The organism is Pontimicrobium aquaticum (assembly GCF_005047595.1).
In the GTDB taxonomy this organism is placed as follows: Bacteria; Bacteroidota; Bacteroidia; order Flavobacteriales; family Flavobacteriaceae; genus Pontimicrobium; species Pontimicrobium aquaticum.
Window position 1 is genome coordinate 138,703 of sequence record NZ_SUPL01000008.1, and the last position, 14,151, is coordinate 152,853.

General features: G+C 31.4%; 11 protein-coding genes and 1 pseudogene. 10 read left to right on the plus strand and 2 right to left on the minus strand.

Going from position 1 to position 14,151, the window contains the following annotated elements:
* Window positions 1-26: 26 nt before the first annotated feature.
* The 6 genes and pseudogenes from E5167_RS13990 to E5167_RS14015 all read left to right on the plus strand — a co-directional run.
* A complete protein-coding gene (locus tag E5167_RS13990) occupies window positions 27-1,031 on the plus strand; it encodes a 3-oxoacyl-ACP synthase III family protein (protein WP_136844783.1) in 1,005 nt (334 codons plus the stop codon).
* 46 nt (window positions 1,032-1,077) lie between these two features.
* Entirely contained in the window at window positions 1,078-1,764 is a 687-nt protein-coding gene (locus E5167_RS13995; RefSeq protein ID WP_136844784.1) for a hypothetical protein, read from the plus strand.
* A 1,042-nt stretch (window positions 1,765-2,806) separates the two neighbouring features.
* Window positions 2,807-3,577, plus strand: a complete 771-nt coding sequence (locus E5167_RS14000) for a helix-turn-helix domain-containing protein (protein WP_169301438.1) — start codon at window positions 2,807-2,809, stop codon at window positions 3,575-3,577.
* 84 nt (window positions 3,578-3,661) lie between these two features.
* Window positions 3,662-4,504 carry a TolB family protein gene (locus E5167_RS14005; protein WP_136844786.1) on the plus strand — a complete coding sequence of 281 codons (843 nt, stop codon included), beginning with the start codon at window positions 3,662-3,664 and terminating at the stop codon, window positions 4,502-4,504.
* 4 nt (window positions 4,505-4,508) lie between these two features.
* Window positions 4,509-5,384, plus strand: coding sequence for a TolB family protein (locus tag E5167_RS14010; protein WP_136844787.1), 876 nt, complete (start codon window positions 4,509-4,511; stop codon window positions 5,382-5,384).
* Window positions 5,385-5,493: 109 nt separating this feature from the next.
* A pseudogene (locus E5167_RS14015) lies at window positions 5,494-6,024 on the plus strand (IS3 family transposase); the annotation flags it as partial.
* Between the two features lie 229 nt (window positions 6,025-6,253).
* On the opposite strand, the gene E5167_RS14020 reads toward E5167_RS14015, so the two are convergent.
* On the minus strand, window positions 6,254-8,719 hold the full coding sequence (locus E5167_RS14020; RefSeq protein ID WP_136844788.1) for an outer membrane beta-barrel family protein: 2,466 nt from the start codon (window positions 8,717-8,719) through the stop codon (window positions 6,254-6,256).
* Between the two features lie 207 nt (window positions 8,720-8,926).
* On the opposite strand from E5167_RS14020, the gene E5167_RS14025 reads away from it, so the two are divergent.
* Window positions 8,927-9,286 (plus strand): CoA-binding protein, encoded by a 360-nt coding sequence (locus E5167_RS14025; protein WP_136844789.1) that lies wholly within the window; start codon window positions 8,927-8,929, stop codon window positions 9,284-9,286.
* Here the strand turns inward: E5167_RS14025 and E5167_RS14030 are convergent.
* The gene (locus E5167_RS14030) at window positions 9,257-10,720 is read right to left on the minus strand and encodes a sodium:solute symporter (protein WP_136844790.1); all 1,464 of its coding nucleotides are present in this window, start codon (window positions 10,718-10,720) and stop codon (window positions 9,257-9,259) included. The genes E5167_RS14025 and E5167_RS14030 overlap by 30 nt on opposite strands.
* A 106-nt stretch (window positions 10,721-10,826) precedes the next feature.
* On the opposite strand from E5167_RS14030, the gene recR reads away from it, so the two are divergent.
* From recR to E5167_RS14045, 3 genes are all read left to right on the plus strand, one after another.
* Window positions 10,827-11,444 carry a recombination mediator RecR gene (gene recR, locus E5167_RS14035; RefSeq protein WP_136844791.1) on the plus strand — a complete coding sequence of 206 codons (618 nt, stop codon included), beginning with the start codon at window positions 10,827-10,829 and terminating at the stop codon, window positions 11,442-11,444.
* A gap of 6 nt (window positions 11,445-11,450) precedes the next feature.
* Entirely contained in the window at window positions 11,451-12,548 is a 1,098-nt protein-coding gene (locus E5167_RS14040) for a glycosyltransferase family 2 protein (RefSeq protein WP_136844792.1), read from the plus strand.
* A gap of 90 nt (window positions 12,549-12,638) precedes the next feature.
* Entirely contained in the window at window positions 12,639-13,994 is a 1,356-nt protein-coding gene (locus E5167_RS14045; RefSeq protein ID WP_136844793.1) for a dihydrolipoamide acetyltransferase family protein, read from the plus strand.
* Window positions 13,995-14,151: the final 157 nt, after the last annotated feature.

A 14,151-nucleotide genomic window follows, 5' to 3' on the forward strand; every position in this document is an offset into this window, starting at 1 on the left:
TTTAATTTAAAGAAAAGAGTTGTTATATGTATAATTCAAGAATAATAGGGCTTGGAAAATATTTGCCTGAAAATGTGGTTACAAATGATGATTTGTCAAAAATGATGGATACCAATGATGAATGGATTCAAGAACGTACAGGAATTAAGGAACGTCGTTGGATAAAAAAAGGAGACAATGATACATCTGCGATAATGGGAGCTAAGGCTTCAGAAATGGCAATTAAAAGAGCTGGAATAAATAAAGAAGATATTGATTTTATTGTATTTGCTACCATGACACCAGATTATTATTTTCCAGGTTGTGGTGTGCAAATTCAAGATTTATTAGAATTAAAAAATGTTGGAGCCATTGATATTAGAAATCAGTGTTCAGGGTTTATTTATGCAATATCGGTAGCAGACCAGTTTATTAAAACAGGAATGTATAAAAATGTTTTGGTCGTCGGTGCCGAATATCACTCTAACGGACTAGATAAAACCACTCGAGGACGAGGTGTAACCGTTATTTTTGGTGATGGTGCAGGTGCCTGTGTATTATCAAGAGAGGAAGATAACACAAAAGGAATTTTGTCGTCACATTTGCATAGTGAAGGGAAATATGCCGATAAATTAATTGTTGAGGCTCCAAGTATTAGGCATTGGGTGCCGGAAATAATGGGAGCTGGAGATAAAGATTTATCATATTTTCCTTATATGGATGGTACATTTGTTTTTAAACATGCTGTGGTACGTTTTAGTGAGGTGATTATGGAAGGGTTGATGAAAAACGGACTGCAAAAAGATGATATTGATATGCTTATTCCGCATCAAGCTAATTTACGTATTGCCCAATTTATACAGAAAAAATTCGGTTTGTCTGACGACCAAGTGTTTAATAATATCATGAAATACGGAAATACGACAGCAGCCTCTGTAATTATTGCTTTAACCGAAGCTTGGGAAGAAGGTAAAATAAATGATGGCGATACTGTAGTATTAGCAGCTTTTGGTAGTGGCTTTACTTGGGGAAGTGTGGTTATGAAGTGGTAAACGAGTTCCTTTGGAGAAAGGGATCTCATAAAGAAGGATTCACAATATGAAAAAACGCTTGCTGTTATTTTTGACTCTTATTATGTTTGTTAGTTGTGATTCAAAACAAACTTCATTCGAAATTAAATCATTGAAAGAAGAATTGTCAGAAAGAGAAAACTTAATTTCAGATTTAAAAAGACAAATAAATACTTTAGAAAAGAAAAATAAGCAAATGATATTTCCCCAAACATCAGATTATTATCGTTTCATTCAAACAGTAGATTCTGAAATTAATGTAGCTGAAAGATTAAAAACTGGAGAAAAGAAACTCCTTGATAAAAAAGAGTTTGATGATACACTAGACATTTCAGATAATTTCTTTGTTTATAAACATACATCTGAGATTACTCAAACTACTGATTCGCAGTTTGAATCTTTTATTAGAGATTTTGATCAAGTAAAATCTATTTATGGTAGCGATTTTTTTGTAAGGGCTATGACATTTTATAATGGTGAAAGCTTACCACTTGAAGTTGAAAATTCTAAAACTGATATTCATATACTGTTACAAGCAACTGAACTTGGATATAAAAATAAAACGTTTGTGATTTCTGATTTTTATGATGTAGATATAAAGTCACTTAAAAAAAAGAATAATACAATTTTACTGACTTTTGAACACGGAAAATTTCCAAGAAAAACAGAATCAGTAGTAATAAGTCCAGAATTAGTGAAATTTATGAATAAATAATTTAAGATTCCTGCCTTCGCAGGAATGTATAAAAAAACCCAGAACAAAGACGCTCTGGGTTTTTTAGCTATTAACCAACATTAACATTAAAACTAAATGTTCTTGTCTATAAGACGTAAGTATTCGCTTTTTATTTCACCGTAAATGTTAATTTAACTAATTTTAACATTTCAACCCTTGTTAGGGTAACTTGTCAATTCAAATATTTCAATATTATTGTAAAGTATCGAGAATAGAAATACTATGCCCCGTCCTGAATAAAGGCTGAAAACACTCTTTTTTATCCAGTTGAAGCTTTGGTTTAACATACGGTTTTAGTTCTTCAAAAAACACAATTATTATTATTATTATTGAATATTACAATTTTACCATTCATAATAACCTCCAAATCAATAAGTATGTTATTGGTCTGACTCACAACGGTAATAATCTCTGTAAAATCTCCATTTGTTGTATAAGCCTGAAATCCATAACTAGTCATAAAATCATCAGTATCTCAAGAATCATAATCCCAAATACTAACTAGAAAAGGATTAATATTTGTAATCTCGATTTGAGGCGTTAAGATAAATTCGAAAAAATTACCGATATTGAAATGCAGATTCGAGATTCTTAAGTTAATCATAAAAACACCTTCAAAGTAGATTAATCATAAATAACTTATTATTTTGTACTCTCATTTTTTATTGATAATGAACAAATGATATCCACATATAGTATAATTGGCTTAATGGTGTTAGGGCAGTTAGTTGTAATTGAAATTCACACATTAAAATATTTAAGAAATCATCTTATTTCTAGGTATTATTTTATACTACTACTCTGTTTAAGCTTTTTGTTAATTCATGAACTTTTAATCCACAGTCGTTTTATTATTTTATTTCCACATTTTACTTTTACTGGTGAGGCTATAACCCTTTTAATATGGCCGCTAATCTTTTTAATTACAAAAGAGGTTTTAAATAACAAAAGATCTTCTTATGATTTCCTACATTTTCTTCCATTTCTAATTTATTCCCTTTTTAGACTTGATAAATATTTAATGTCTTCAGGTGAAAAATCTAAACTTTTAGAAGCCTTTTATAATAATATTGACAATCAAACTTTAGTAGCAAAAGAGTTTATTTGGTCGGAATTTGTATACGATTTAATATTATTTAGAATCCAGCCCTTGATATATATAATTGTAGTATTGATATATATAAATTCTCAGAGAAGCTCCCAAAAAATTGAAAAAACTAGTAAACATCTTTACTGGCTTAAAATAATAATATTTGGATTTCTAACAATTTGGGGGTTAAAATATTTAAGCTTCATATCAGGCTATTTTATTATACCTTTTACAATAAAGCATCCACTAGCAATAATATTTATTGCGATACAAGTCTTTTTAATTTCTCAATTTGCTTTGACAAGCAAAACAGGCATCCCCGAAACATTTTCTCTAAAAAAGGGAATAACAAAAAAAGAACTAGAAGCAATAGCAAGAAAGGCTAAGAATTATATTGAAGAGAATAACACCTATTTAAATAAAGAAATAACGCTTCATTATTTATCAAAAAAAATTAATACAAATTCGAGCTACCTGTCTAAAGCAATAAATCATCATTACAAATTGAGTTTTACTGATTTTTTAAACCAGTTTAGGATTAAAAAAGCTAAGGAAATTATTGAAAGTCCAAAAATTGATATATATACAATGGAAGCGATTGCAAAACAATCTGGTTTTAAATCTATATCCACTTTTAATAGAGCCTTCTTAAAATTTGAAGGACAAACACCTTCACAATATAAAAACTCAGTCAATTTATAAATTGACCGAGCTTTTAATAAGCGTTAACATTTTATTACATCTACTGTCGTTTAGTTTTACCTTCTAATTTTAAAAAAAAGTTTTATGAAAAAAATAATTTTAATCGTATTAGCATTAACAACATTTAATAATGCCTTGGGGCAAAGAGACTTCTCGCCTAAATTTTCAAATAAAGGCGACAAAATAGCTTTTTACTCATATAGAAATGGAGAAGAGCCTGAAATATTTATAATGGATGCAAATGGAAAAAACCTTAGACAAATAACAGAAGCCGATGGTAATTGGGCAATTGAACCAAGATGGTCCCTTGATGATAAATTTGTAGGTTACTCAATGGGAGAAAACATGGGAAAGTTAAAATTAGCAATCCACAATTTAAAAAATAACAAAGTAAGTTTTGTAAATGAAGACAAAGGATTACAATTTATTACCTCTTGGACAAAAAATGGAATCGAATATGGATCTAGAGGAAAAAAAGGTTTTAATTTTTATCTATATAGTGACAAACACAAAACCATTCAACAATTAAATAATCAGACATTTGAAAACTATTTTAGAACAACGAGTAGTGATGCTAATTATGTGATTTTATCGGTTAAAGATGAAGGAAAAAAAGGACTTTGGTTAAGTAAAGAGAATACAGATTTTAAGAAAATTACTGAATTAGAAGGAAAAAACATTTCCTTTTCAAAAGATAAAAAGCATATAATTTTTGAAGCAGTAGTCAACGACAATACCGATATTTATATGGTAGATTTAGCAACAAATAAAACAACTAGAGTTACAAACGATGAAAGTCATGATTATATGCCTTCTATTGATCCGTCTGGGAGATACATCATATTTTCATCCGGTAGATCTGGTCAATATTTTCTTTATAAAAAAGATTTAAAATCCGGAAAAATAACCCAATTAACAGGAATTTAAAAACATGCATAAACATATTAAAAAGTATTGGTTAACTGTAAGTGCCATTTTCTGCTGTATGTTAACATCTTATGGTCAAGATGTAATATATACGTCTCAAAAAAGCAATAACGATAATTTATATGTGATAAATTCTCGTGGACAAAAAATAGCAATAACCAACCACTCCAGAAAAGATAGTAGCCCTGTTATATCTCCTGATGGCAAGTACATAGTTTTTACTTCAGAGCGTGTTGGATGGTGGAAAATATGGTTGATGACAATTAAAGACAAATCTTTTAAACAATTGAGTTCGTCAAGTTATGCAGCCTATTCGCCTTCTTGGTCACCTGATGGTAAATTAATAGTTTACGTAACTACAGATAAAGGTAGTCAAGAAATATTTACCATGAAACCTAATGGTGAACAGCAAGTAAATTTAACAAATAATAAAAAGGATGATATCACGCCTTCTTGGGGAAAAGATGGTAAGATATATTATAGTACTAAACACAATGAATTTTATCAAATAGCACGTATGAATCCGGATGGTTCTGAAAAAGAAATCATTACAAAAGATAATTGTAACAAGTTAATGCCGCAATTATCTAATAATGGTAACACACTACTATATTATGGAGACAAGTATAACAATATGGAAATTTTCTCATACAACCTAGATACTAAAATTGAGAAACGACTAACAAATAATCCTTTGGTCGATAGGCGAGCTCGCTGGTCTTTTGATGATAAAAAAATAGTATTTGAAAGAGGAAATAAAGGCAATAATCATCATATATATATTATGGATTTTGATGGTAGCAATGCAAAACAATTAACTTCCTCAGGATACAACTATGCGCCATCTTTTGTTCCTAATAGTACATCGTTTAAAAAATGAAGTAATTGTTAATCTAAATTCTAAAGAATTATTTTAATATAATTTAAAAATCATTTTAGAAGTATAACAAAGTGTGTGTTTGTATGTGGACTTCCTATATTAGACTGGACAAAACGTTGATGTTCTTAGAATAAATCAAGTTTGGGTATCAGATATGACCTATATACAAACTGCAGAGGGATGGATCTACTTAACTGTTATCATTGATTTGTTTAATAGAAAAGTGGTTGGTTGGGCTATGAGTGATAATTTAAGTACTGAGGCTACCATTCATTCCGGCTTGGAATATGGCTATTGAAAACAATGAAATCACTAAAGAACTGATTTATCATTCTGATAGAGGTTCTCAATATGCGAGTTACAGATTTACCAACATCCTAAAAGTTATAATGGACTTGTAAAACAAAGTATGAGTAGAAAAGGAAATTGTTGGGATAATGCAGTAGCAGAGAGTTTCTTTAAAAGCTTAAAAGTGGAATGGGTATATAAACACACCTACGATCAAAAACGTCAAGCTGAATTATCTATCTTTACTTGGATAGAAACTTGGTACAATAAAAGAAGAAGACATTCCTGTTTAGGATATAAAACTATTAATGAATTTAATTTAGAAATGTATAATCAGAATCTAGCTGCTTAAATCTCTTAACTAATTGTCCACTTTTTTCTTGTAAGTCCACTATTAAAAACATCTTGTTTTCGATGTTTTTATTCTAGAAAAAAACTCAAATAGATGGTGTTTTTTTAAACTAAAATTTATACTAAATAAAAACCCAGACAAAAACTGCCTGGGCTTTTTATTAATAACCTTACATTAACACTAACCATCAACTATTACGTAGGTTATTAATGGATTTTTATTTCTCTTTCTAGAAGATACCTCCTCCAGATTTTTCATCATTATCACGTTGTTTACGAGATTTAGCTCGGTATTTTCCGCCACCAAAACGATAATTTAAACCAATATTCCAAGTGTTGCTTTCCCAATTAAACTCAACCTCTTGTCTAAACGGTCTGTAAGCATCTGCAGAAAAATTCATAGTATTAAAAATATCATTGTAGCTAAAGCTAAATGTGGCTTTGTTGTTAAGGAACGTATAACGCATTCCTAGGTTAACAAAATACATTGCGTTTACGTCAAATTGAATACTTTTATTTGTACCTCTGTAAAATCCAAATGCTGTAAACGATAAGCTTTTACTTGCTCTAAAGTTGTTAAACACTCTAAAGTTATAAGCAACATTATCTACTTCAACAGTTTCTAACACAATATCATTTTCAGTTGCCACTTCTGGTGATGCTGTTAAGCGCTCACTAATACTTTTTTGTGTTTGTGAGTATAGATCGAAACTTCCGTTAATGCTCCACCACTTTGTAGGACGATAGTTGGTAGATAATTCAAAACCATAAGCAGAGGTATTATCAAAATTATCGTCTGTTAAAATCAATCTATTGTAGTCAGCTCTATCAACCTTAACCACAGTTGAAATCTCGTTGTTTATTCTTCTGTAAAATACACCAGCGGTAATACTCCCTTTTTCTAAATTTCTTGTGTAATTTGTTTCAAATGAATTGGTGAATTGCGGACGTAGATCTTGATTACCAAATTTAGATATTAAAGGTGTATTAAATTCTGGTAATGGATTTACTTGTCCAACTCCTGGTCTGTCAACACGTCTGCTATAACTAAGTTGAAACGAGTTCTTTTCTGAAGCATTGAAAGTAATGAATGCCGAAGGATACACTTCAAAATAATCATTATTAAAAGGTATGTTAGTTGTTGTATCTGTGTCTAAATCTGTTTCTTTTGCTAGAGTTTCAACTTGTACATTTTCGGCACGTAAACCAACTTGAAAATTCCATTTGTTTATTTTTTTACTATAGTTTATGTAAGCAGAATAGATGTCTCTGCTGTAATCAAAATAGGTTAAGGATGGAATATAATCACCAGCTTTATTTTGTGAACGTCCGTCAGATTCATAATTGATGATGTTATCAAATAATCTTGCTTGTAAACCTAATTCTAATTTAGAGTTTTCTGATAATGGATCAACATAATCTAAATTAATGGTCGCTCTATTTCTTTCGGTATCGTTAAGTTCGTAAAAATTAGATCTGTTATTAGCAGTTCCCGAAAACATATTGTCTGTTCTAGAATCACCATTGTATTTGTTATAATCTACTTCCAACTCAATATTTTGTCCGTCTTTGTCAAAATCTAATTTATAATCAAAGTTGTATTGTTGTGATGTGTTGTCGCCATCATTAGCTATAACTTGATTTTGGAATGTTGCATCGTTGTAAAAAATATCAGTTTGTCCGTTTGTTCCACCATTGTAGATGTTTTGGTTGGTAAAAACTGATAATGTGTTTTTGTCGTTTAGATAAAAATCGACACCTACTTTATAAACATAAGATTTTCTGTCATCTAATATATCTACTTCTTGGAGTGTGTTTTGGTCAATTCTATCAATGTATCCATAGTTTGCATTTTTAGAAATGTTTGTACTTCCATTTCCATAGAAATTAAATTTACCGTTACGGTAGTTTAAATTTAAAGCACTATTAAATTTTGCTTCTTTTTCATAGCTTAGCCCAACATTAGTGCTTCCATTAAATCCAACCATGGTATTTTTATGTAGTACAATATTAATAATACCACTCATGCCTTCAGGATCATATTTAGCAGAAGGATTCGTAATTAGTTCTATAGATTTAATAGCTGTAGAAGGAATTTGTTTTAACAATTGTGCTGTTGGAATGTTAGATAGTTTTCCATCTACCATTACACGTACATTTTGGTTGCCTCTTAGGCTAATATTTCCAGTTTGCGCATCGATACTTACAGAGGGAACACCTACCATAATATCTGATGCTGTTCCAGTAGCAGCTAAGTCTTTACCAATAGTAATAACTTTTCTATCTACTTTCTGTTGGATGGTAGATACTTCAGCAACTACCGTTACTTCGTCCAAACCCGCTGCTTCTTCCTCCAGTCTAATATCACCTAAATCAAATTTGCGGTTTTTTCTACTTATTGTTAATTCTCTAACTACAGATTTATACCCAATATACTGAGCAGTTACTGTTATTTTTCCTTCAGGTATTTTAGTAATTTTAAAAGTTCCGTCATCTAGTGTAATGGCACCAGTAACGGTTTCTCCTTTGTCATTTTTTATAATAATGTTTACATAAGGTAAAGGTTCATTAAGCGTGGCATCTAGTACTTTTCCAGTAATAGAACCATCGATTAATTCTATTGAGTTGTTGTTTGCTGCGTGTGTGTTTTGAGCAATAAAGAATATTGCTAAACACAATGTGAATAGTTTTTTCATTCGTTTTTTGATTGATTGATGATGTTTAAAAAATGTATTTTACTACATTTATACTTAACAGACGACTATATCAATTTCCTGTTACTTTTTTTAACACGTATTAACATTTTTTTAACATTTGTATCTAGCACTAAATTATAATTACATAGTGTAAATATATAATTAGGTGTGTGTTACATGTAATAATTATAATAGAAATATAAACACATGAAAAAAACTTTAGTTTTTGGGGCATCATTAAACCCTAATAGATATTCACATTATGCCATACAACGTTTAGTAGCACATAATCATGAAGTGGTTGCTTTTGGTTTACGAAAGGGAGATGTTGAAGGTGTAACTATAGATACAACACTAATTCCATACGAAGATTTAGATACAGTAACATTATATATGAATGCTAAAAGGCAAAAAGAGTATTACAATTATTTAATTGATTTGAAACCTAATAGGATTATTTTTAATCCAGGAACCGAAAATCCTGAGTTTTTTAAGCTGTTAGAAGAAAACCATATTAATTACGAGGCAGCTTGTACGCTAGTCTTGCTTTCTACTAATCAGTACTAAACCAATAAATGTTAGTAAACCATTAATAGGAAGTAATTCGTAGCCAACAACATAACCACCAAGACTTTCAGCTGGAATATTTCCAATAACTGCTGTAAGAATAACAGATATAATTGCCACAATCCAAACATACTTGTCCTTTATTTGTTTTTTGGTAAAAATACCAAAGGCGAAAAGCCCTAATAATGGTCCATAAGTATAACCAGCTACAGTAAGTAAACTATCTATAACGTTACTACTAAGCACATATTTAAATATAATTATGACTATAATGAGCATCACACTCATGCCAATGTGTGTTTTTTTGCGAATACTTTTTTGCTGGTCTTTAGGTTTCTTTTCAATGTTTAAAAAATCGACACAAAACGAGGTAGTTAAAGAGGTTAAAGCGCTATCAGCACTACTGTAAGCAGCAGCAATTAAACCAAGCATAAAGGTAATAGCGAGGGTGATTCCTAAACCTCCATTTAATGCAATTTCTGGGAATAGTAAATCGGTTTTTGGATTGCCATCCATAAGTGGAATACCAATGTTATGCTTTTTAGCGTAAATAAAAAGTAAGGCACCTAAAAGCATAAATAAAAAGGTAACACCAACCAATACGACACTAAACGACACCATATTTTTTTGTGCGTCTTTTAGCGATTTACAGGTTAAGTTCTTTTGCATCATATCTTGGTCTAAACCTGTCATGCAAATGGTGATGAACATGCCTCCAACAAACGATTTAATAAAATGGCTTCTTTCCAAGAAACTGTCTGTTATTAATACTTTGCTGTATTCTTTTAATTCATTAGAAGCTAAAAATTCGCTAAAACTCCATCCTAAGCTTTCATTTATAAAATAGATGGATAAAATCACTGCTAAAATCATAAATAATGTTTGTAGTGTATCTGTCCAAACAATGGTTTTTATACCACCTTTATTAGTATAAATCCAAATTAAAAGAATGGAAATAACTACTGTGATTTCAAAAGGCACATTCCAAGCATCAAATACAAATTGTTGCAATACAATAGCAACTAAATATAGCCTAAATGCAGCACCAAGAACTCTCGATACAAAGAAGAAAAACGCACCAGTTTTATGACTTACAAAGCCAAAACGTTGTTCTAAATACTCATAAATAGATGTCACATTAAGTCTATAATAAATAGGCATCAATACATAGGCTACCACAAAATATCCAAACATATAACCTAAAACCACTTGAAAATAGCTAAACTGTGAGCCATCAACCCAACCAGGAACCGAAATAAAAGTGACTCCAGAGAGTGAAGCTCCTACCATTCCAAAAGCAACAACATACCAAGGCGATGTTTTTCCAGCTTTAAAAAAGTCGGCGTTACTGTCGTTTTTTCCAGTGAAATACGATATTAATATCAGTACGCCAAAGTAAGCTGCAATGAGTATTAGAATTTGAGTTGGATTCATATGTTTTAATATTTGAGTTTCAAAGTACAAATTAAAATTTTCAAAATCCAAATAAATCAAATTCTTTCCTGTTTGATTGCAGGATAAAAATTGTAAATTCGCAAGTATGGAATTCTCTTCAAAATTGCTTGAAAATGCAGTAAACGAAATGTCGCAATTACCAGGAATTGGTAAGCGTACCGCATTGCGTTTGGTGTTACATTTACTACGTCAGCCCAAAGAGCAAACAAATGATTTGTCTAAGGCATTAACCCAAATGCGTGAGGAGATTAAGTTTTGTAAAAGCTGTCATAATATTAGCGATGTTGCTGTGTGTGAAATATGTGCAAATCCGCATAGAAAAACAGATGTTATTTGTGTGGTAGAAGATATTCGCGACGTAATGGCTATTGAAAATACTAGCACCTTTAGAGGCTTATACCATGTGTTAGGAGGTAAAATTTCACCTATGGATGGTGTTGGGCCTCACGATTTAAACATAAATTCCTTAGTTGAAAAAGTAAAAGAGGGTGAGATAAAAGAATTGATTTTCGCTCTTAGTTCTACCATGGAAGGCGATACAACTAACTTTTATATTTATAAGCAAATCCAAGAGTTAGAAGTGATTACATCGACTATTTCCAGAGGTATTTCGGTAGGTGATGAATTGGAATATGCCGACGAGGTCACCCTCGGAAGAAGTATTGTAAATCGTGTACCTTTTGAAGCCTCATTAAAAATGTAATGCTTTTTGGATCTTTCCGTTGTCATATTAAATTATAATGTTCGCTATTTTTTAGAACTATGCTTGCACAGTGTAAAAGCTGCTACAGCTAGTATTGATGCTGAGATTATAGTAGTTGATAATAATTCAGCCGACGATAGTTGCAATATGGTAAAGCAACTGTTTCCTGAGGTAATCCTTATAGAAAACAAAGAAAACTTAGGGTTTTCTAAGGGGAATAATCAAGGGGTTGCCATTGCAAAAGGAGACTATGTTTGTATTCTAAACCCAGATACAGTAGTGTCTGAAGATGTGTTTTTTAAATTATTAGAATTTTCAAAAACCAAAGAGAATTTAGGTATTGTTGGTTGTAAACTAATTGATGGCTCTGGGATGTTTCTACCTGAAAGTAAACGTAATATTCCTGTGGTTAAAGTCGCGTTACAAAAAATAAGAGGAAATTCAGCCAACTATTATGCAAATCATGTTCAAGAAAATGAGGTTGCAAAAGTAGAGATACTTGTTGGAGCCTTTATGTTTATGAAACGAACAGTTTATAATCAGTTAAAAGGTTTTGATGAAGACTATTTTATGTATGGTGAGGATATTGATTTGTCTTACAAAGCCATAAAAGCAGGATTTAATAATTATTATGTAGGCACAACTGCAATGATTCACTATAAAGGAGAAAGTACTTTAAAAGACACCAATTATGCAAAGCGTTTTTATGGTGCGATGCAAATTTTTTACAAGAAGCACTTTAAATCTAATATTGTATTTGATGTGTTTGTTTGGTTAGGGATTAACCTTGCATACTTGTTTCGTAAAAATCCAAATAAGGTCAAGAAAGTTTCGAAAAATATGTATGCTTTTTCAAATATGAAAGCACAATTTTTATCAGAAAAGCTAAACAAAAAAGTGTTAGTAATTAATTCTATTAGCGACATTAATGATCAAAGTACAGTAGTCTTTGATCCATCATCGATGAGATATAAAGAAATTGTTTCAAATATGATATATTTAAGTAAAAAGAAAGATATTTCTTTTAGAATTTTAATGAATAATTCTAACTTTATCATTGGTAGTGATAGTTCTAATAATAGAGGAGAAGTGATTACCTTTTAAATTGAATTTATTGAAAAACCTGCAACAGAATTAATGATTTTTAATTAATTTTGCAGTCTTAAACCTAAAAATAGCATTTGTATTAACGATATGGCAAAATTTGAACTTAAGTTACCTAAAATGGGAGAGAGTGTTGCAGAGGCAACCATCACCTCTTGGTTAAAAGAGGTAGGAGATACTATTGAAGCTGATGAGGCTGTACTTGAAATAGCAACCGATAAGGTAGATAGTGAAGTCCCAAGTGAAGTTGATGGTGTACTTGTAGAAAAATTATTTGAAGTTGACGATGTTGTGCAAGTTGGTCAAACTATTGCTGTTATAGAAATTGAAGGAAGCGCAAGTGAAGCACCTGCTGCTCCTAAGCAAGAGGTAGCTCAGTCTGAACCTGAAGCACCTTCAAAAGCAGTAGCTGATGTTACGCAAACAGTTGTAGCGGCAAAAGCTGCCGTAGAAACAACAGTAAGTTCAACTGAAGATAGATTCTATTCACCATTAGTTAAAAATATCGCTAAAAAAGAAGGACTTTCTCAAACAGAATTAGATAGTATTCCAGGAACAGGGAAAGAAGGACGAGTAACCAAAAACGATATTTTAGCATATCTTGGTGATAGAGGTAGTCAACCAGCTGCTCAGCTAGTTGCTCCAAAAGAAACAGCACCTGAGCCTGTAAAAGTGAAAAGTGAATCTACTACTCCAAAACAAGAGGTTAAAAAGGAGCCTGTGGTAGTAACTAGTGGTGATGATGAGATTATCGAAATGACCAGAATGGGTAAGTTGGTTGCTAAACATATGGTAGATTCTGTGCAAACGTCAGCACATGTGCAGTCGTTTATTGAAGCAGACGTGACTAATATTTGGAATTGGAGAAACAAACATAAAAACGCATTTAAAAACCGTGAAGGTGAAAACTTAACGTTTACACCAATTTTTATGGAAGCGGTAGCTAAAGCATTGCGTGATTATCCAATGATGAACATTTCTGTTCAAGGTGATAGTATTATCAAGAAGAAGAATATCAATCTAGGTATGGCTGCTGCCTTACCAGATGGTAATTTAATAGTTCCTGTTATTAAAAATGCCGACCAATTAAATTTAATTGGTATGGCAAAACAAGTAAACAATTTAGCAAATCGTGCCAGACTAAACCAGTTAAAGCCTGACGACATACAAGGCGGAACTTATACCGTAACCAATGTTGGAACTTTTGGTAGCATTATGGGAACACCAATAATCAATCAACCTCAAGTAGGTATTTTAGCTTTAGGAGCCATTCGTAAAGTCCCAGCAGTTATCGAAACTTCCGAAGGTGATTATATAGGTATTCGTTACAAAATGTTTATGTCTCATTCTTACGACCATAGAGTAGTAAATGGTGCGCTTGGTGGTCAATTTGTAAAAGCAGTAAAAGATTATTTAGAAGCTTGGGATTTAGATAGAGAAATCTAATAGTCATTCTAAGCGTTAGCAAAGAATTTCATAATGAGTCGTCCTAAAATAGGTTGACAGTTTATAAATAAAAATTAGATAGGACCAGTGAAGTTAACTTCACTGGTTTTTTTGTTGTGTACAAAGTTAGGTGTTTTGTAATTAAGGCTCAAATGTG

What these genes read in the sequence shown, in the direction of transcription:
- E5167_RS13990 (WP_136844783.1), top strand. Translation starts at nt 27, where the DNA reads ATGTATAATTCAAGAATAATAGGGCTTGGAAAATATTTGCCTGAAAAT.
- E5167_RS13995 (WP_136844784.1), top strand. Translation starts at nt 1,078, where the DNA reads ATGAAAAAACGCTTGCTGTTATTTTTGACTCTTATTATGTTTGTTAGT.
- E5167_RS14000 (WP_169301438.1), top strand. Translation starts at nt 2,807, where the DNA reads ATGTCTTCAGGTGAAAAATCTAAACTTTTAGAAGCCTTTTATAATAAT.
- E5167_RS14005 (WP_136844786.1), top strand. Translation starts at nt 3,662, where the DNA reads ATGAAAAAAATAATTTTAATCGTATTAGCATTAACAACATTTAATAAT.
- E5167_RS14010 (WP_136844787.1), top strand. Translation starts at nt 4,509, where the DNA reads ATGCATAAACATATTAAAAAGTATTGGTTAACTGTAAGTGCCATTTTC.
- E5167_RS14020 (WP_136844788.1), bottom strand. Translation starts at nt 8,719, where the DNA reads ATGAAAAAACTATTCACATTGTGTTTAGCAATATTCTTTATTGCTCAA.
- E5167_RS14025 (WP_136844789.1), top strand. Translation starts at nt 8,927, where the DNA reads ATGAAAAAAACTTTAGTTTTTGGGGCATCATTAAACCCTAATAGATAT.
- E5167_RS14030 (WP_136844790.1), bottom strand. Translation starts at nt 10,720, where the DNA reads ATGAATCCAACTCAAATTCTAATACTCATTGCAGCTTACTTTGGCGTA.
- recR (WP_136844791.1), top strand. Translation starts at nt 10,827, where the DNA reads ATGGAATTCTCTTCAAAATTGCTTGAAAATGCAGTAAACGAAATGTCG.
- E5167_RS14045 (WP_136844793.1), top strand. Translation starts at nt 12,639, where the DNA reads ATGGCAAAATTTGAACTTAAGTTACCTAAAATGGGAGAGAGTGTTGCA.